This window comes from Vibrio sp. A8-1 (assembly GCF_013048685.1).
Lineage (GTDB): Bacteria > Pseudomonadota > Gammaproteobacteria > Enterobacterales > Vibrionaceae > Vibrio > Vibrio metschnikovii.
The window spans coordinates 1-18248 of sequence record NZ_VHTC01000005.1 but is presented as its reverse complement, the minus strand read 5'-3'; the positions used below and the strand labels follow the sequence as shown (position 1 = coordinate 18248).

Below are 18248 nucleotides of genomic sequence, written 5' to 3'. Positions count from 1 at the left end.
TCGGTGTGCTGGTACACACCTGTGCATTCAAAGGTTAACGAGTTATGAGTATCTCTTCACCAGCGGTGGTGACACCGTTAGATCCGCTTACTTTTCCATTGCATGGCGCGCGATTGATTGAAGCATCGGCGGGAACTGGAAAAACCTTTACCATTGCGGCTTTATATTTACGTTTGCTGCTGGGCCATGGCAATGCAGACACTCGTCATCCAACGCCGCTGACGGTTGATCAAATTTTGGTGGTGACGTTTACCGAAGCGGCAACCGCTGAATTGCGCGATCGCATTCGTCAGCGGATCCATCAGGCGCGAATCGCTTTTTTACGTGGTTCTAGTGATGATCCCGTCATTCAAGGTTTGTTGGCCGATTATGCCGATCGACCTGGGGTCGCAAAAGTATTACTGCAAGCCGAACGACAAATGGATGAAGCCGCCGTTTATACGATTCATGGTTTTTGTCAGCGGATGCTGACGCAAAATGCCTTTGAATCAGGAAGCCGATTTAGTAACGAATTTGTCACCGATGAAAGCCAGTTGAAAGCGCAAGTCGTGGCCGATTATTGGCGTCGTCAGTTTTATCCATTACCATTGAACCTGGCGGCCGAAGTCCGTCGTTTGTGGCCTTCGCCACAAGCCTTATTGGATAAAATTGGTGGTTATTTAACGGGGGCTCCGCTAACGCTATCGGTTGAAGCCATGAAGGGTGATTTAACGGCACTTTATCACGATGGCCTATCACGGATTGCTGATTTGAAACAGCAATGGTTGGCGTCATGTCGCGATCTCCCTTCATCGATTCAAGACTCTGATTTACATGCCGCGACTAAAAAAGCGCTATTAACACGGCTAGAGTTGTTGAATGTGTGGGCAAATCAGCCTCACCATCAGTTCGATTTACCCAGTGAATTATCAGACTTTGCTCAAAGTGCGTTGGAGGCTAAAGCTAAAAAAGGCAATCCCCCCCAACATGCTCTGTTTACGATTATTGAGCAGTTTTTACAAACGCCGATCAGTTTAGCTGCGCCATTATTGGCCCACGCGATCCTCCATTGTCGAGAGCGGCTCGCTGAAGCCAAAGCGCAAAAACAGTGGTTATCGTTTGATGATCTGTTAACTCAGTTATCGGCGGCGATTGATCACGATCAGCTTGGTTTACTGACTGAGCGGATTCGCACACTTTATCCAGTGGCGATGATTGATGAGTTTCAAGATACCGATCCGCTGCAATACAGCATTTTCAGCCGAATTTATCTCCCCAAAGCAGAGTGTGGTTTATTGATGATTGGCGACCCGAAACAGGCGATTTATGGTTTTCGGGGGGCGGATATTTTTACGTACATCAAAGCTCGGCAGCAGGTCAGTGCGCATTACACGTTAGGCACTAACTGGCGCTCTAGCGCGCAGATGGTGAGCGCGGTTAACCAGTTATTTAGCTCATCTGCTAGCCCTTTTATGTATGATCAAGACATTCCGTTTTTGCCTGTTGCCGCTAGCCCGAATGCGGATAAGCGACAATGGTTACTTAACGGGCAGAGTCAACCGGCATTAACTTACTGGCTGCAAGAGGCCGATAAGCCACTTCCAAAAAATGAATACCTATCCTGTATGGCTAAAGCGTGTGCGAGTCACATTCAAACCATTTTGAGTGCGGCGCAGCACCATCAAGCGTATTTTGAAACGGGCAAAGGCCAAAAAATAGTTCAAGCTGGCGATATTGCTGTGTTAGTGCGTACGGGTAACGAAGGGCGGATGATCAAACAAGCGCTCGCCGAACAAGGGATTGCCAGTGTTTATCTTTCAAATCGTGATAGCGTTTTTAGCAGTGATGTCGCGCAGGATCTCCAACGCCTATTGCAAGCGGTATTAACCCCAGACGATGATCGTACTTTACGCGCCTGTTTAGCGTCGCCCTTATTTGCTTTTGATGCTGCCAGCCTAGATGCACTCAACAATGACGAAGTGGTTTGGGAAAACGCAGTCAATGAGTTTAAAGCCTATCGACAACTGTGGATTGAACGTGGTGTATTGCCGATGCTGCGCAGTGTGATGAGTAAGCGTCATCTCGCCGAACGTTGGTTGGAAGAGCAGAATGGCGATCGTTTATTGACGGATTTCATGCACATCGGTGAGCTACTTCAGCAGGCACGACAAGAGATAGAGAGTGATCACGGCCTGTTGCGTTGGTTGGCTCAGTCGATCAGTGATGCCGAGCAGGGGATCGGCGGTCGAGATGAGCAGATTCAACGTTTAGAGTCGGAACAAAACTTAGTACAAATCGTCACCATTCATAAATCGAAGGGATTGGAGTATGACTTAGTCTTTTTGCCATTTGTGACTGGCTATCGAGAGGCCAGCGAAGGTAAGTATTATGATTCAGTCAACGATCAAACCGTGCTTGATATTACTGACAGCTCGGCAGCGCTTGAGCAAGCGGATAAAGAACGGCTGGCTGAAGACCTGCGCTTGATCTACGTAGCCTTGACTCGCGCGGTGTATGGTTGTTTTATTGGCTTGGCACCGCTGCGTAATGGCCGCTCGACTAAAGAGCCGACAGGCGTTCACTTAAGTGCGATTGGTTATTTACTGCAAAATGGTCAAGAGGCGGGTATTGCCGAACTCCATTCGGCGCTCAACGCGCAAGTAAGCGATGCTATTGTGGTCACCGCTCCTCCGCCACCACAGAGCGAACCCTTCACGGCGTTGGTGGCCGAGAAACCGATCTTGAAAGCTCATACTTTGCATGCGCATATCGATCGCCATTGGCGTTTGACCAGTTACTCGGCGTTGGTAAAACATTCGAGCAAGCTGGCTTATGATGAGGCGAGCTTGGAAATATCCGGTTTTGATATCGATTCGGGCGATGAACAGAATCAAGCTCTATTACTGGAACCAGAACGCTCTATTTTTACTTTTCCCCGCGGCGCGACACCGGGAACCTTTTTACACAGTTTGTTTGAAGAAGTTGAGTTTACCGAATCGGCCAGCAGCGATGAGAATCAGCAACGAATCATTGAATTGATGGAACGAGAGCACATTGAGCTTGAGTGGTTACCGGTTTTACAACAGTTAGTTGATACCGTATTAGCTACGCCGCTCGATGGAAAAGCATTACGCTTGAATCAAAAAACCGCCCAACAACGATTGGTGGAAATGGAGTTTTTATTACCGGTCGAAGTGCTGAGCGCTCCCGCTTTAAATCGAATAATTCAACGCTATGATCCCTTGTCCGCTAAGGCTGGGGAACTGGGGTTTTATCCTGTACAAGGCATGCTCAAAGGTTTTATTGATTTGGTATTTGAACATCAAGGTAAATATTATTTGTTGGATTGGAAATCCAATCATCTCGGAGATGAGATAGGTGCTTATCATGGTGAGCGTTTAAGAGCGGCGATGGTCGAGCATCGTTATGATCTGCAATATCAGCTTTATGCATTAGCGCTGCATCGATTTTTGCGTAGTCGTCTCGCCGATTATGATTATCAGCGTCATTTTGGCGGTGTGTATTATCTGTTTTTACGCGGTATTGATGGTCAGTCTGAACACGGTATTTTCTTTAATAAACCAAGTAGTGAACTGCTGGATGAGATGGACAGATTGATGGATGGAGAAGCCACTCATGTCCGAGCGACGAACGCTGGACAAATGGAGTTGGATTTATGACTGGTTCACTAATGACACTACTGGAACCCTTAGCCGAAAAGGGGGCGCTACGCCAACTGGATTATCAATTTGCGCGATTTATTGCTCAAAAAAGCAGGTCTCAATTAGGCGATGAAGATAGCCAAGCGCTCGGTTTTATTGCCGCGCTGGTCAGCGCAGAGTTAGCTAAAGGGCATATTTGCTTGCCACTGTTTCGTGAACAGGCAACCGCTACTGAATCATTACTCTTAACTCCGGCTGATTTCAGTGCCAAGTTAGGTTTATTTGGTGATGCGGCGCTGGTGGTTAATCAGCAGTTGCAAGCCATCGATTGGCTTGGGGTTTTGCAGCGTTCGAGTTTGGTTGGTCAGCAAGGGGAAGCGGTCCCGTTAATGTTTGATGGTCAGCGTCTTTATCTGCATCGTTATTGGTACTATGAAGTGACCTTAGCGCAGCGTTTACTCAGCTTTGGGTCACCAATGAGTTTAAAGCCTACTGATGTCCAAAAGCTGAAAGCATTGCTCGATGGCTTATTTGCTCGTCAATACCATCGGTTGCTTGAGGCTTTGCTGGCACAGTCCGCCACGGCGACCCCATTAACTCGCCAACAGCTGGTGTGTGACTTTCTGGATGTGGTGAGTCCGCAAGAATTGGATTGGAGTGCGATTGATTCTGTAGTCAGCGCAGCTCGTCACGTGAAAGATCTTATCCACTTAGATACGCTGATCCCGCAACAGGCTTGTATTAATTGGCAGAAAGTGGCGGCTGCGGTGGCGCTTACGCGTCGTTTTGCGGTGATATCCGGAGGGCCGGGGACGGGAAAAACCACCACGGTAACCAAATTACTCGCCGCGTTAATCGCTCAAGCTCAACAAAATGGTAGCATGCCTAGTATTAAGCTTGTTGCGCCGACTGGCAAAGCCGCAGCACGTTTAACAGAGTCGATTGGTAAAGCCGTGGCTGAGTTAGCGGTTGAGCCGGCGCTAAAAGCCGCGATCCCTAGTGAATCAAGTACGTTACATCGATTACTCGGTCCGATCCCTCACAGCGTGGAATTTCGTCACCATCAGCGCAACCCGCTGCATCTTGATATTTTAGTGGTGGATGAAGCTTCGATGGTGGACTTACCCATGATGGTGAAACTGATCGAAGCGCTGCCTAAACACGCCCGTTTAATTTTGTTAGGTGATAAAGATCAATTAGCGTCTGTGGAAGCGGGAGCGGTCTTGGGCGATATCTGTTCGTTTTTGGCCTTAGGATACAGTCGTTCGCAAAGTGAACAACTGTCGGCATTAACCGGCTATCAAGGGTTCACCGGACATTCGCAAGCGAACGTCAACCCTATCGCTGACAGCTTATGCATGTTGCAAAAAAGCTATCGCTTTGATGTACGCTCTGGTATTGGTCAGTTGGCTAAAGCGATCAATCGTGGCCAACCGAGCGCGGTCGATGAGGTATTAAAACGGAATTATGGCGACATTAATCATCATCCACTCACCAGCGACCAGTATAATCAGATGTTGCAAACAGTGGTTGAAGAGTATGGTCACTATTTACGTCGTCTTGAGCGCGTTATGATTGATCCCTCTAGCGCTGCGCCAGAAACGCAGGCCCAACAAGCGAAAGCGGCGCTGGATTGTTTCAATCAGTGTCGTGTTTTGTGCGCAGTCCGTGAAGGGGATTTTGGGGTGAATGGCTTAAATCAACGCATCGAGCGAGCACTCGCGGCGCGTCGCTTGATTGATATGCAAGATGAGCTTTGGTATCACGGCCGACCCGTGATGGTCACTCGTAATGATCACAGCTTAGGGTTATACAATGGCGATATTGGTTTATGCATATTAGACAGGAGTGAAGACGAACCCCGTTTGAAGGTCTATTTTGAATTACCGGATGGCAGTGTAAAGGCGATTTTACCGAGCCGCGTCCCTGAGCATGAAACCGCCTATGCCATGACTATACATAAATCCCAGGGCAGTGAATTTGACTTAACGTTACTGATTTTACCGCCTGATTTTAGTCCGATATTAACTCGCGAGTTGATCTACACTGGAGTAACTCGTGCGAAAAAACGATTAATCCTCTTGAGTGATTTACCGATCATGGAACGCGCGGTTCAGTTAAAAACGGAGCGTGCCAGTGGTTTAGTGGCTAAATTAACCGTCTCTTAATCCGTTATCGCGAAAGGTCAACAGACCCTAGGCTTACCGTCCACAATCTGCATCATAAAGGGTAAGCCGAACGCGCTAAAAGGCATGAGTAAAGGTAATGTTTTTGATTTTATAGCGGCTTTGAGAGCTCAGGATAAAAGCACGAAGTTGGTCGCTGGTTGGAAATACGCAGTGTACCGCGTGACCTTCAAGGAACTGGTTATCGGCCATATCCCAAAAGCTTTGTAATGAGTTACAAATAACAGTTTTCATCAATTGTTGCTCTTAAGTACGTGTGGTCGTAAAAGCAATCCTTGCATACCGATGGTTAGGTCGTACCCTCAAGCATTGGTTTCCTGAAGCATTGAGGGTATGGATGAGGTCTGTATATTAATTGTACAGATCTCATCAGGAGGCGGATTCTACCCATAATCTACACAGAAATAAAGCGTTCATTTACTGTGCAATGAATATGCAGTTCGTTGCTATTTTTTGGGGCGCGCCGTACCTTGGCTATTCTTGGACTATAAACGCAAGACTAAAATCTTTGAGCGACGTTGGTAGTTATATAAACTTTGTTTAGCCACTGGGAGGGATTCGACCCCGACCTCAATAAAGCCTTGTTCTCTAAACCAATGTAAGCTGTGGGTAGTTAATACAAATAAACGTTGAATACCCATTTGTTTTGCTTGATGTTTCATATGGTTGAGTAACAGTAACCCTCGATTGCCATCACGGTATTCAGGGTGAATAGCCACACAAGCCATTTCCGCCATTTTTTCATCAGGATAGGGGTAAAGAGCGGCGCAGCCGATCAGTAAGCGATCTTTTTCAATAATGGTAAATTTATGAACTTCTTGTTCGAGTTGTTCGCGAGAGCGGCGCACGAGAATGCCTTGCTCTTCCAATGGACGAATCAAATCAAAAATACCACCAATATCATCAATGCTCGCCTGACGGACTTGTTCGGCACTCGCCATCACTACTTGAGTTCCAATGCCATCAAAAGAGAACAATTCTTGAATCAGTGCGCCATCGTCTTTGTAGCTGATCAAATGGCTGCGTGGTACGCCAGCTCGACAAGCGGCAATCGCCGCGCGCAGAAAACGTAAGGTCCCTGTTGGGTCCTCACTTTTTGCAACAGGACATGACTCTAAACGCTCGACAATGTGTTCGACTTCATTGGGTAACAGCTCGGCAATCGCATTGCCCTGCTCATCAATAATGCCTTGTTCAGAGCAAAAACCGATTAACTTATCGGCTTTAAGGCGAATCGCGACTTGAGTCGCGACCTCTTCGGATAACAGATTAAAACATTCGCCAGTGACTGAGCTGGCGATAGGCCCTAGTAACACAATCGATCCATGCTCAAGGGTACGATTAATACTGTCAATATCGATGCGACGAATACGACCGCTGTGGCAATAGTCGACACCATCGTCTATACCTAATGGTTGAGAGATAACAAAATTACCACTTACGACGTTAAGTTGGGTGCCAGCCATTGGCGTATTGTTGAGACTCATGGATAATTGAGCAGTAATCGCTAGTTGTAATTGTCCAGCGGCTTGCATAACCAACCTTAACGCTTCTTCGTCAGTCACGCGAATACCTTTATGGTAGGGGGTGGTTCGTTGGTGAGTCTGCAAAATTTGATTGATTTGTGGACGAGCACCGTGAACCAATACTATTTTAACGCCAAGGCTATGCAGTAAGGCTAAATCGCTAATAATATTAGCGAAGTTTTTATCTGCTATTGCCTCGCCGCCAATCATGACCACCATGGTTTTACCGCGATGAGCGTTAACATAAGGCGCGGATTGTCTAAATCCTTTGACTAAGGCTGTGCTACGAATTTTCACTTTATCATACCGAAGTGTTTAAATATGTATAAATAATGACTTTTTATTCAGTGTTTAACAAGCGGTTTTAGCGATAAAATGGAGATTTTTTATGATGGATTTGGTCAAGAAAAGACTTAGTCATTTCTTGGGAGATGGGTTGTATGGTTTTATACCTAATTACCCCAAGAGCTGTGAGTAATAAGAGGGACTTTTATGGGGATAGTATTAAGAGCCACTCATTGACGATGAGATAAGCAAGTGAGTACGAATTCAACTCGTAATAAAAAATGGTTAGAGCGAATATTAATTGTCGCTGTTCTGCTTGGTGTTTCGGTGGTGGTTTTACTGTACAGCCAAGTATTTAATCGCTTAGCCGATTCTTTTTCACCATCAAAAAGTGATATTTATGGATTGTGGATAGAGCAGAATGTCGCGCCGTATGCCGCGCAAAGAATTTATGTCCAAGCGGATGCGATTATGATTGATGGACGTATGGTGACAACTCATTATGACTTTAACGGGCGGCATTTGCGTTTTTATATCGGTGATCAAAAGATGGAGTATCGGATGCTCAATGATCAATACACAGAAATGCGGCTAGTCTCCAAAGCGCATTATAACCCGACATTTCAATTGTCAGGAAAGCATCAAAAAAACCTTCGTTAACAATTCAGCCATTGCGCTTCACTGTGGAGTTTGTCATGCTTTTTGATGAAACCCAACATGGATAACTCCCAGTGATAAAACGATTATTTTCTTGTGCTACGTTAGCGCTTCTGTTTGGCTGTGCTCAGCCGACCGACCGCGCGCAACAATATACTGATGATCAATTTCCTCATATCTTAAATCAGGTTGAGCAGCTCCATTCCAATACCCCGCGTGATTTTTCTAAGTTTGCCGCACAAAGTGAGCAAGTGGTGATTAATTCGCCTTCTATGGCGGCGATCTATCAACCTTTGTATGAAAAGCTTAATGAGTGGGCGATGCAAAGCGGCGACCCCGCTGATCTGGCGCAATTTGGTGTGCAAACCGCGCAAATGGGTGGAGGCGATAAACGAGGTAATGTTCTTTTTACGGGCTATTTTTCACCAGTAATGGAACTGCGCCATACCGCCGATGAAGTCTATCGTTATCCGGTGTACGCTCTACCGGATTGTAGCGATAACTGTCCAACCCGAGCAGAAATCTACGCTGGTGCACTCTCTGGGCAAGGCTTAGAAATTGGTTATGCCGCCAACTTGATTGATCCGTTTATTATGGAAGTGCAAGGCAGCGGTTTTGTTCATTTTGAAGATGATGACACGCTCGAATACTTTGCTTATGCCGGTAAAAATAATAAAGCCTATGTCAGTATTGGCCGTATTTTAATTGAACGAGGTTTGGTTGAGCGCGCCAATATGTCGTTAAAAGCGATTAAAGAGTGGGTGCTAGCGAATGATGAGCCGACGGTACGCGAGTTATTAGAGCAAAATCCTTCTTATGTTTTTTTCCGCCCCAGTGCTGCCGCACCTGTCACGGGTAGCGCGGGTATCCCTCTATTACCGATGGCTGCGGTAGCAGGGGATCGCACTATTTTACCCATGGGTACGCCTATTTTAGCTGAAGTTCCTTTATTGAATGCTGATGGAAGCTGGTCTGGTGTGCATCAATTGCGTTTATTGATCGTGCTTGATACTGGCGGCGCTGTGAAACAAAATCACCTCGATTTGTATCATGGCATGGGGTATCGCGCTGGTATTGAAGCGGGGCATTATAAGCACTTTGGCCGAGTATGGAAGCTGGGGTTAGAGAACTCAGCGACACAAGCGCCTTGGGCTTTGCCACCTGAAAAACGACAATAACACGACACAGCCTAGACTTTTTTATCAAGAGTGCGTATAAATCGCACTCTTTCTTTTTGCCTCTTTTATACAGTGTGGATGCTTGTTATGCGTGAACTCGATACGCCTGCCTCAGACAATTACAATCAGCGTTTTGGCGGTACTCGCCGCTTGTACGGTGATAGACAAGTGGAGATCCTCCGTGCCGCTCATGTGTGCGTAATTGGGATTGGTGGTGTTGGTTCATGGGCAGTGGAAGCTCTGGCTCGCTCTGGTATCGGCGAGCTGACATTGATCGATATGGATGATGTCTGTGTCACCAATATTAATCGTCAAATTCACGCAATGACGGGCACGATAGGCAAAAGCAAAATTGAGGTCATGGCTGAGCGAGTGACATTGATCAACCCTGACTGTAAGGTCAATTTGGTTGATGACTTCATCGACTCGGACAATCAAGCTCAATACCTTAATAACCAGATGGACTATGTCTTAGATGCGATTGATAGTTTATCCGCTAAAGCCTCTCTGTTGGCTTATTGTCGCCGTAATAAAATCAAAGTGATTACTATTGGTGGTGCTGGAGGTCAGACCGATCCGACCCAGATTAAAGTCGCTGATTTAACGAAAACCATTCAAGATCCTTTAGCGAAAAAGCTGAAAGATCGCTTGCGTCGTGATCATCATTTTCCAACTAATCCGGCACGTAAATTTGCCATTGAGTGTGTTTTTTCAACTGAGCAACTTAAATATCCTCAAGCCGATGGTACGGTGTGCGCCGCTAAATCAAGCGCGGAAGGGCCTAAGCGTATGGATTGTGCCAGTGGATTTGGCGCTGCAACTGTGGTGACGGCAACCTTTGGTTTTGTCGCGGTTGCCCGAATCATTGATAAACTTATCCAGAAACATTCAGCGTAAATATCTGCAGCAATTGAGTCAGTTGCTGCAGTGTCGAGACCTTTAACTCATCATTCGTTGCGGAGATATTATTGATGTCCAGTTTGCCTAACCATCCGTTTGGTCTCACTATTACTGATGCGCACATTCTTGCCACTATGCGGTCATTACAAGGTTGGGAAGCGCGTTATCGGCAGCTGATCCTCTGGGGTAAGCAATTGCCTGTTATGGAGGAGCGCTTAAAAAGTGATCAAGCCGTTGTCGCAGGATGTGAAAGTCAGGTCTGGTTAGTCAGCGGGCAAGATGAACAGGATGGCTGGTTATTTTGCGCCGATTCCGATGCGCGTATCGTACGTGGCTTGATTGCTGTGGTTTTAGCCGCATTAAACGCGAAAACTGGTGAGCAGATAGCGGCTTTTGATATGGATGCGTATTTTTCCGATTTGGGATTACTTGACCATCTCAGTCCTTCTCGTGGCAATGGCCTGAAAGCGATTGTCGAGAAAATACGCACAGAAATTGCCTAAGGCTACCTACGCTTCTTCCTGTTTATCATAATGCAATTGCGGCAGTGGGATCAGGGGGAGCGCAACCTCTTTAGCTCGTTGTTTGCCTGAAAGTTGAGCAATAATTTCAATCGCAAACTCCAGTGCTGTGCCTGGCCCTTGGCTGGTTAAGAGATTGTGATTAATGTCAAAGGTGACACGCCGATTGCGCCAGCGTTGCTCAGGGATACGTTCTTGCAAGCTGGGATGACAAGTCATGATCGCTTTTGGATAGAGTTGATGATGCTCTAACATCACGGCAGGGGTTGCACAAATCGCCGCGACTAAACGGCCATCGTATTTCTGCTGTTTGACGATTTCCACCAGTAAGGTACTGTCGCGAAATACTTCCGCTCCGCCAATGCCGCCCGGTAATACCACCGCTGCAAATTCTTCATCCGCCACATCCACTAACTTACAATCAGCGGTTAAGGTCACGCCGCGTGAGGCTTTCATTGTCAATTGGCCAGAAAAATCGGCACTGGCAACGACCACTTCATAGTTGGCTCGAACCAAAATATCAATAATCGTTATTGCTTCCATTTCTTCGGTTCCGGGAGCGATAGGAACTAATATATGTTTGGTCATTAAGGTATCCAACGTTGTTGTAGTGAATGAATATGTTGATAAAGGTTCTGGTTGACTGGTACGGCTAAACTGTGTTGAGCCGCTTTTTTTATGACATAACCAGTAATAAAGTCTATCTCGGTTGGCCTTTGATGGGCAACATCTTGCTGCATTGATGAGTAATTTTGACTTGTTGCCTCAATAACGCGATCAATAGATTCGGTGAGTTGTTGTAGTTCGATTGGCACTTGTTCGGCTCGCATAACGCTCACCAGTTCATTAATTAACTGATTGAGTAATGGTCGATAGTTAGCGTCCGCTAACTGCCCATTGCGACAGTTCTCTATTGCTGTAAGTGGATTAATCGCGCAGTTAATTGCTAGCTTGTGCCATAAGGCATAGCGAATATTGTCTGTCCATAAAACGTGGGGTAAGGCATGGTTGAGGACATCAACCAAAAAATCACAGCGCTCGCCTTGAGCGTTGACGGCGCCTAATTGGGTGGTGCCTTGTCCGGTGTGCATAACATGATGTGCGCCCTGTTTTAACGCCCCATGAGTGGTGGTTGCCATCAATAGTGGGTGATCAGAGAGCGGCTCTGTGAGTGTGTCGAGTGCCCCCATCCCATTATGAATAAACAGTAATATGGTTTGTGGAGCAAGCTTATCGAGCAAAGGAAGCAAGGCGGTTTCTACTTGCCACGCTTTAACACAAACGAGCAGTAAGTCAGCCTGTTCAAGAGTCGCTGGTTGATTATAAGCGAGAGTGATCGGCGGCAGATCATCCATAATAAGGCAACGCTCTCCCGCTGGCTGGGTTCCCCATAATGCGACTTGATGGCCAGCTTTATGTAATTGATAAGCCCATAAACGTCCGATTGCACCAGGGCCTAATATAACGATATTCATCAATTTTACCTGTAGTTAGGGCGGATGATGCTTGTTTGTTTATGGTAGCCGATGATGGCGATAAAAAAACGAATCGGCAAGCCGCGCTGGTGAGTTAATTAATCATTTATTCAATTATTGAATAGAATAGTTGAACTAAATAATTCCCGTGATGTCACGGAATTTTAATGTTTTTTCCGGTAAATTACAGCGGCTCTGTGACTTTAAGCAAAATAAGGAAATAAATTTATGCGATTTAATCGTGCCATACTCGCCAGTACCATCGCCCTTGCGTTATTAGGATGCAGTCAAACAGATAAAGAGAGTGCTGAACAAGCGGCTTTTGAACTGACCATTGCCCATATTAATGACACTCATTCCAGTTTTGATGCGGTTCGTTCAAGCTTTTATATCAATCAACAGCGTGTGTACAACGAATTTGGCGGCCATCCACGCATTTTATCCAAAGCCAATACCTACCGTGAACAAGCTGAAAAAAACAATCAAAGCATGCTGTTTTTACATGGTGGTGATGCGTGGCAGGGTAGTGCGTACTTTAAATTGAATGAAGGGCTGATGAATGCGGATATTCTGAGCCGAATGGGTATCGATGCGATGGCGCTAGGTAACCATGAATTTGATTTAAATAACCAAAAATTGAATGCATTTTTAGATCGGATCAACTTTCCTGTTCTTGCCGCTAATATTGATGCCAGTTTAGATAAAGATTTAAAAGATCAAACCAATCTAAAGCCGTACGTTTTGTATGCGTTCGATGGTTATGCGAAACAGCGTTTTGATGATATGAGCCAACTACCAACTGATAAACCGTTGGTGGGGGTTTTCGGATTAGCACTGGATGATATGCCTAATATTGCTCCGAATACTGGAGACGTTCAATTTTTTGATATGGTTGAATCCGCGCAAGCGACCGTTGATGAACTGCAAGCTCTGGGTATTAAGAACATCATTGCCGTCACCCACGTCGGTAATGCGATTGATTTAGACATTGCCAGTAAAGTGAATGGGATTGATTTGATTGTTGGTGGTCACTCTCACTCACTATTGGGCGATTTTACTAACCTAGGTTTGGGCAATAACGGTATTTATGCTCAGTTAGTCACTAACCCGAATGGCACCAGTAAAACTTGTGTTGTTCAAGCCGGAGAGTTTGCTCAAGCGATTGGTAAAACGACGGTCGCGTTTGATAGTGACGGCGAACTGATTTCGTGTGCTGGCCATAATACTTTGCTGACCAACGACGAGTTTTATCATCAAGCTAATCGTCAGCAAGAGAGTGCCTTTAGCGACGATGAACGCAGTAAAGCCCTCCGTTTTATTGAGCGTCAGCGTAATATTGCAGTAGCCGCCGAAGAAGCCGCATTGCGTGCTCATATCGATAGCCAATACAAGCCTGCGGTTGAGAAAGCGTATGGTGATGTGATCGCCAATGTGCCACAGGAAATTCGCCATGCTCGTCGACCAGGCGATAATAACTCTGATCAACACGGCTCGCGAGTCGCACCGATTGTCGCATTGGGACAATATTATTGGGCGGCGAGCGATGAAGTGGTGCGATTGACAGGAATGAAAGCCGACTTTGCACTGACCGGAGCCGGTGGCATTCGCACCAATATTGCTGAAGGTGAATATCGTGAAGGGGACGTGACGTTAGAAATGTTGCCTTTTGCTAACTTTATGTCTGTTCTGCCAGTGAAAGGTTCGGTGATTAAAGCATTGATCGAGAAAACCGTCAGTGAAACGTTGCCGCCTACCGCTCACGCAGGGAAATTCCCGTATGGTGGTAACTTGCGTTATGTGTTTGATGAAACCGTTCAACACCAAGCAGGGACTCTCAGTTTAATTGAAGTTAATACCGGTACATTGAATGAGCCAATCTGGAGCCCATTAGAGGATAATAAAATCTACAATGTGGCGATGAATAGCTACAACGCGACTGGTAATGATGGTTGGACACCATTATTTGAAGCGCAAAAAGAGCAATCTGGTCGAGTCGATTTTGCTTATGTCGATGGTAACTTGACCGCTTTCCCTGTCAGTCACATTGAAGAAGTCGCTGGGCGTTATCAAGTACGCTATCAAGGCCATGAACTCAATTGTAAAGCGGATAATGTCGTATGTAATACCGATGCGCGCGCCGTAGTGAAATACATTGCTGAACAACAGCCAGTATTAGAAGCGCTGGATTACCCAGTCGTGACCTTGAATCGAATTAATTAATCGTTATCTTGGTTAAGCAAACATTTGTGATTATTAAGGCGGTTCTTTAGATGAAGAACCGCTTTTTCATTTTTACTCGATACTGTCAAAGAAATCAGTGTGACTCAATAAAAAAAGGGAGAAGCCAATGCTTCTCCCTATTACGGTATTGAATAATAAACGGTTAGAATTTGTAGATGGCGGCTACGTAGTGGCTAACGCCAGTCGTTTTACCCGCAAAGCCGCCATCTTCAAGTCCATAAATAGTTTTATAGCCTTTTAGGCCGTAACCAACCGCGAAGCGATCGGAATGCCAGTAGATGCCGTTAAACATCGCGCCACCGCTGCTTTCTGCGCTGTACTCATCTTTCATGCCAAATTGGTAATCGATGTAACCTTGGTAAGAGACAAATGAGCCATTGTCAAAAAAGTAGAAAGGTTTAAACCAGTTAGTTGAAATTTGGAAACCATTCCAATCCTTATGGTTAGAGTCATAATTACCATATAGATTTAATCCAATTTTTCCTAACCATGGCACCATTATATCTGAACCTAAACCGATTTTTTGTTGGTTTACGCCAAAGGTCGTGTCTGTAGTATTAACGCCATCCCAAGTAATTTCACTCGCTACGTATAGTTCTTGCACTGGGCCAAAAGAGAGATCTTTTCCGGTTAATGCGTCTAGAGACATACGTGGTGCAAATTTCATAAATATTTTTGCTTGCTTATCTGCTTTATCGCTACTTGGGTTACTGGTTAGGTTAAATATGTCAACGTAACCATACAGGTCAAAAATACCTGAGCGACCACCAAACTCCATCTCTAAGTAATCGTGGCTTGATTTACCTGGCAGTTCGTCGAATGAACCCATCAAGTTAAACTGCACCCATTTATAATCGTTCTTATGGATATCGCCGTCAGAATAGTCAGCAGCAATAACAGGAGCAGAAGTAGCAGCCATGAGGCCAAGAGCTAAAAGTGATTTACGCATAGGGGAACTCTCTTTGTTGAGTGAACTTACAAGGCTGAATGTTGTCCTTGCTAATTGTCGAGCATAATAGCGACAAATTTCTCAATTAAAAGTGATATAGAGTGCAAAACTACTTGTTTATATTGATGCGCATCACACTATTTTATTTTTATTCATCAAATCATTCTTGTTACATTGGTTTGCATTTTTATTGAGGTGTGAGTCTTATTATTGCCTTTGGTTATATTTTTTAAACCATTCACAAAAGCAACAAAATCGGTAAGTGATCCCTTGGCTGTCTATTTCGTAAACAGGAGAAACATCAGTAACAATAGAGGGAGGAATAATGCAAGAAATTATGCTTTTTCCGTTAAGTTCGATCGTATTGCCGGAAGGTAAAATGAAGTTGCGCATTTTTGAACCTAGATACAAACGAATGATTGCGGAATGCAGCAAAGCCAATAGCGGATTTGGTGTCTGTTTATTGGATAATAAATCTACAGACAAACGTCACCAGCTTTCGTACCTCGGTACTTGGGTTAAGATTGTTGATTTTGAAACCTTAGACGATGGTTTATTAGGGATCACCGTTGTTGGCATTAAGCGTTTTTTTATTGAACAAGTACGCAGTGAGTCGGATGGGTTACGCAAAGCGGCGGTTCGTTGGTTAACCAATTGGCCGACGGCCCCGTTATCTGAGCAGCATCTATTGTTGAGTGAGCAGTTACAGCAAATTTATCAACAGTTTCCGCAAGTGGGGCAACTTTATTCACATCGATTTTTTGATGATGCCAGTTGGGTAGCCCAGCGCTGGTTAGAGATTTTACCGTTGTCGAAAACTCAATGGGAAGGTCTAGTGGGTCACGACAACTGCCATCCTGCCTTATCTTTCCTTACACAAAAGATTGAAATCTATAACGATTGTTCTGGCGAAGGGCGGTAGTGAGAAAGTCGAAATCGAGTGATTATATCTGTTCGAATGTTGGCTTATCTGCCCGTTTCAGCCATTTGGGTATATAATCAATCTTTCTCTAGGTATTGAAATCTTCCTATTGCCAGTAAGTGATCCACGATAGTTTCTCTTACGTAGCATGTATTATTGGGGGAGATATCTCAAGCCAAGGTTTTGCAAGGACAGGTATCCTATGACGAGTCAAAATCCACAAACCTTTACCCGTGATGATTGGGCGGATTGTATGGAAAAGGTGCAGCAACAGGATAAAGCCGCTTTTGGTGTGGTTTTCCACTTTTTTTCTCCTCGTTTAAAGCAGTTTGTGATGAAGCAGTTAGGCAATGAGCAGGTTGCGATGGAAATTGTTCAAGAGACCATGGCGGCGTTATGGCAAAAATCGCATTTGTTTGATAGCCAGAAAAGCTCACTGTCCACCTGGATCTACACGATAGCTCGTAATCTCTGCTACGACTTAATGCGTAAGCAAAAAGGCAGGGAGCTACATGTACTTGCTGATGACATTTGGCCGACGGATTACTGTCCACCAGATTTAATTGACCACTATTCACCAGAGCATGAAAGACTGAAAGAGCAAGTGGTTAAGTTTCTCGATTTACTGCCAGAGTCACAGCAAAAAGTTGTAAGAGCTGTTTATTTGGAAGATTTACCGCACCAACAAGTCGCGGAAATGTTTGATATTCCTCTTGGAACCGTCAAATCACGTCTACGGTTAGCTGTAGAAAAACTAAGAACCTCGATCGATGCGGAGCCGTTATGAGTTATCATCCCGAATTATCATTACTTGAAGCGTATGCCCAAGGCAATGTTGATGCTTGTCATGGGATCGCTTTAGCGACACACATTGAGCAGTGTGCTCACTGTCGTCAGGTGGTTAAAAAATTTGAAGATCAGCAGGGTGAGCAACTGATTGCGCTAGAGCAAGAGTTATCCAGTGATGATTGGAGTGGCATGCTGGCAGAGATTATTACGACCCCAGTGCCAAGTGCGCCAGTATTGGTCTCTGAGTCTTTACCGGTGACCATTAAGGTTAATGGCAAAGTGATTGCGATTCCTACGGCTCTACGACGTTTGATCCCTGCTGACACTAAATGGCGCAATTTTGGTGGTAAGGTTTACTCGCTTCCTTTACACAGCGAAGATAAGGTGCGGATGAGCCTAATGTATATCAATCAAGCGGTGAGTGTGCCACAACACACCCACAAGGGCATCGAATCTACTTTGGTTTTGCATGGTGGCTTCCGTGATGAAGAGGGGCATTATGAGGTCGGCGATTTTATCCAACGTGACGCTTCTATTTGCCATGCACCACAAACCGATGCTGGGCAAGATTGCTTATGTTTAGCCATTCTCACTGAACCGATGATCTTCACTCAAGGTGTCGCGCGAGTGTTTAATTTATTTGGCAAAGGCATGTATCCCTAAACGAGCGATTTGTTAGCATCGGCCCTTCATGTTTCAGCCCGTAGGTTTATACCTATGGGCTTTTTATTGTGCGCCGAGCATGGCGTTGATCTAGGAGGTGAAAGTCCTCTACGGGCTCAGTCGAGCGGGAACCGTTAGCCTATGCAAGGGTGTTCATCGTGAGGTGAAATCTGAAGGAAGCAAATGGCAAAACGTGGTGATGACGAACAGAAATCTGATAGTAGGCTGTGTCGACTTGGGTAACCTAGCAATAGATAGAATAGCCCAACGACTCGACGAGAAGTGCGATGCAGTAAATCAGGCATGACCACGAGA

16 protein-coding genes are annotated in these 18248 nt (G+C 45.4%); 10 read left to right on the top strand and 6 right to left on the bottom strand.

Going from position 1 to position 18248, the window contains the following annotated elements:
- Nucleotides 1-44 precede the first annotated feature (44 nt).
- A complete protein-coding gene (gene recB, locus FKN93_RS03810; RefSeq protein WP_170904530.1) occupies nucleotides 45-3659 on the top strand; it encodes an exodeoxyribonuclease V subunit beta in 3615 nt (1204 codons plus the stop codon).
- Entirely contained in the window at nucleotides 3656-5809 is a 2154-nt protein-coding gene (gene recD, locus FKN93_RS03805) for an exodeoxyribonuclease V subunit alpha (protein WP_170904529.1), read from the top strand. Before recB ends, recD begins: the two co-directional genes overlap by 4 nt.
- Nucleotides 5810-5884: 75 nt before the next feature.
- Here recD and FKN93_RS03800 read toward each other — a convergent pair whose 3' ends face one another.
- Nucleotides 5885-6061 (bottom strand): hypothetical protein, encoded by a 177-nt coding sequence (locus FKN93_RS03800; protein ID WP_004395889.1) that lies wholly within the window; start codon nucleotides 6059-6061, stop codon nucleotides 5885-5887.
- A 251-nt stretch (nucleotides 6062-6312) separates the two neighbouring features.
- On the bottom strand, nucleotides 6313-7650 hold the full coding sequence (argA, locus tag FKN93_RS03795; RefSeq protein ID WP_040904660.1) for an amino-acid N-acetyltransferase: 1338 nt from the start codon (nucleotides 7648-7650) through the stop codon (nucleotides 6313-6315).
- A 240-nt stretch (nucleotides 7651-7890) separates the two neighbouring features.
- Here argA and FKN93_RS03790 point away from each other — a divergent pair, with 240 nt between their 5' ends.
- From FKN93_RS03790 to csdE, 4 genes are all read left to right on the top strand, one after another.
- Nucleotides 7891-8298: a DUF2850 domain-containing protein gene (locus FKN93_RS03790; RefSeq protein WP_170904528.1), complete on the top strand. Its 408-nt coding sequence runs from the start codon at nucleotides 7891-7893 to the stop codon at nucleotides 8296-8298.
- Nucleotides 8299-8369: 71 nt separating this feature from the next.
- Nucleotides 8370-9473, top strand: coding sequence for a murein transglycosylase A (gene mltA / locus FKN93_RS03785; RefSeq protein WP_158137907.1), 1104 nt, complete (start codon nucleotides 8370-8372; stop codon nucleotides 9471-9473).
- An 87-nt stretch (nucleotides 9474-9560) separates the two neighbouring features.
- The gene (tcdA, locus tag FKN93_RS03780) at nucleotides 9561-10370 is read left to right on the top strand and encodes a tRNA cyclic N6-threonylcarbamoyladenosine(37) synthase TcdA (protein WP_170904527.1); all 810 of its coding nucleotides are present in this window, start codon (nucleotides 9561-9563) and stop codon (nucleotides 10368-10370) included.
- Nucleotides 10371-10444: 74 nt separating this feature from the next.
- Nucleotides 10445-10876, top strand: coding sequence for a cysteine desulfurase sulfur acceptor subunit CsdE (gene csdE, locus FKN93_RS03775; RefSeq protein ID WP_170904526.1), 432 nt, complete (start codon nucleotides 10445-10447; stop codon nucleotides 10874-10876).
- A 6-nt stretch (nucleotides 10877-10882) separates the two neighbouring features.
- Here the strand turns inward: csdE and FKN93_RS03770 are convergent, their stop codons facing one another.
- Nucleotides 10883-11482 carry a DJ-1 family glyoxalase III gene (locus tag FKN93_RS03770; protein WP_170904525.1) on the bottom strand — a complete coding sequence of 200 codons (600 nt, stop codon included), beginning with the start codon at nucleotides 11480-11482 and terminating at the stop codon, nucleotides 10883-10885.
- Nucleotides 11482-12369 carry a 2-dehydropantoate 2-reductase gene (gene panE / locus FKN93_RS03765; protein WP_170904524.1) on the bottom strand — a complete coding sequence of 296 codons (888 nt, stop codon included), beginning with the start codon at nucleotides 12367-12369 and terminating at the stop codon, nucleotides 11482-11484. Before panE ends, FKN93_RS03770 begins: the two co-directional genes overlap by 1 nt.
- A 228-nt stretch (nucleotides 12370-12597) precedes the next feature.
- Here panE and FKN93_RS03760 point away from each other — a divergent pair, with 228 nt between their 5' ends.
- Entirely contained in the window at nucleotides 12598-14589 is a 1992-nt protein-coding gene (locus FKN93_RS03760) for a bifunctional metallophosphatase/5'-nucleotidase (RefSeq protein WP_170904523.1), read from the top strand.
- A gap of 163 nt (nucleotides 14590-14752) precedes the next feature.
- Here the strand turns inward: FKN93_RS03760 and FKN93_RS03755 are convergent, their stop codons facing one another.
- Nucleotides 14753-15559: an outer membrane protein OmpK gene (locus FKN93_RS03755; RefSeq protein WP_170904522.1), complete on the bottom strand. Its 807-nt coding sequence runs from the start codon at nucleotides 15557-15559 to the stop codon at nucleotides 14753-14755.
- 325 nt (nucleotides 15560-15884) lie between these two features.
- Here FKN93_RS03755 and FKN93_RS03750 point away from each other — a divergent pair, with 325 nt between their 5' ends.
- From FKN93_RS03750 to FKN93_RS03740, 3 genes are all read left to right on the top strand, one after another.
- Nucleotides 15885-16481, top strand: a complete 597-nt coding sequence (locus FKN93_RS03750; RefSeq protein WP_170904521.1) for an LON peptidase substrate-binding domain-containing protein — start codon at nucleotides 15885-15887, stop codon at nucleotides 16479-16481.
- Nucleotides 16482-16683: 202 nt separating this feature from the next.
- Nucleotides 16684-17268 (top strand): RNA polymerase sigma factor, encoded by a 585-nt coding sequence (locus FKN93_RS03745; protein WP_170904520.1) that lies wholly within the window; start codon nucleotides 16684-16686, stop codon nucleotides 17266-17268.
- The gene (locus FKN93_RS03740; RefSeq protein WP_170904519.1) at nucleotides 17265-17933 is read left to right on the top strand and encodes a ChrR family anti-sigma-E factor; all 669 of its coding nucleotides are present in this window, start codon (nucleotides 17265-17267) and stop codon (nucleotides 17931-17933) included. The genes FKN93_RS03745 and FKN93_RS03740 overlap by 4 nt, the downstream gene beginning before the upstream one ends.
- A gap of 134 nt (nucleotides 17934-18067) precedes the next feature.
- Here FKN93_RS03740 and FKN93_RS17600 read toward each other — a convergent pair.
- On the bottom strand, nucleotides 18068-18248 hold a 181-nt coding region (locus FKN93_RS17600), incomplete at its 5' end, for a hypothetical protein (RefSeq protein WP_212755115.1).

What these genes read in the sequence shown, in the direction of transcription:
- FKN93_RS03740 (WP_170904519.1), top strand. Translation starts at nt 17,265, where the DNA reads ATGAGTTATCATCCCGAATTATCATTACTTGAAGCGTATGCCCAAGGC.
- panE (WP_170904524.1), bottom strand. Translation starts at nt 12,369, where the DNA reads ATGAATATCGTTATATTAGGCCCTGGTGCAATCGGACGTTTATGGGCT.
- csdE (WP_170904526.1), top strand. Translation starts at nt 10,445, where the DNA reads ATGTCCAGTTTGCCTAACCATCCGTTTGGTCTCACTATTACTGATGCG.
- recD (WP_170904529.1), top strand. Translation starts at nt 3,656, where the DNA reads ATGACTGGTTCACTAATGACACTACTGGAACCCTTAGCCGAAAAGGGG.
- FKN93_RS03770 (WP_170904525.1), bottom strand. Translation starts at nt 11,482, where the DNA reads ATGACCAAACATATATTAGTTCCTATCGCTCCCGGAACCGAAGAAATG.
- recB (WP_170904530.1), top strand. Translation starts at nt 45, where the DNA reads ATGAGTATCTCTTCACCAGCGGTGGTGACACCGTTAGATCCGCTTACT.
- FKN93_RS03750 (WP_170904521.1), top strand. Translation starts at nt 15,885, where the DNA reads ATGCAAGAAATTATGCTTTTTCCGTTAAGTTCGATCGTATTGCCGGAA.
- FKN93_RS03800 (WP_004395889.1), bottom strand. Translation starts at nt 6,061, where the DNA reads ATGAAAACTGTTATTTGTAACTCATTACAAAGCTTTTGGGATATGGCC.
- FKN93_RS03745 (WP_170904520.1), top strand. Translation starts at nt 16,684, where the DNA reads ATGACGAGTCAAAATCCACAAACCTTTACCCGTGATGATTGGGCGGAT.
- FKN93_RS03755 (WP_170904522.1), bottom strand. Translation starts at nt 15,559, where the DNA reads ATGCGTAAATCACTTTTAGCTCTTGGCCTCATGGCTGCTACTTCTGCT.
- tcdA (WP_170904527.1), top strand. Translation starts at nt 9,561, where the DNA reads ATGCGTGAACTCGATACGCCTGCCTCAGACAATTACAATCAGCGTTTT.
- FKN93_RS03760 (WP_170904523.1), top strand. Translation starts at nt 12,598, where the DNA reads ATGCGATTTAATCGTGCCATACTCGCCAGTACCATCGCCCTTGCGTTA.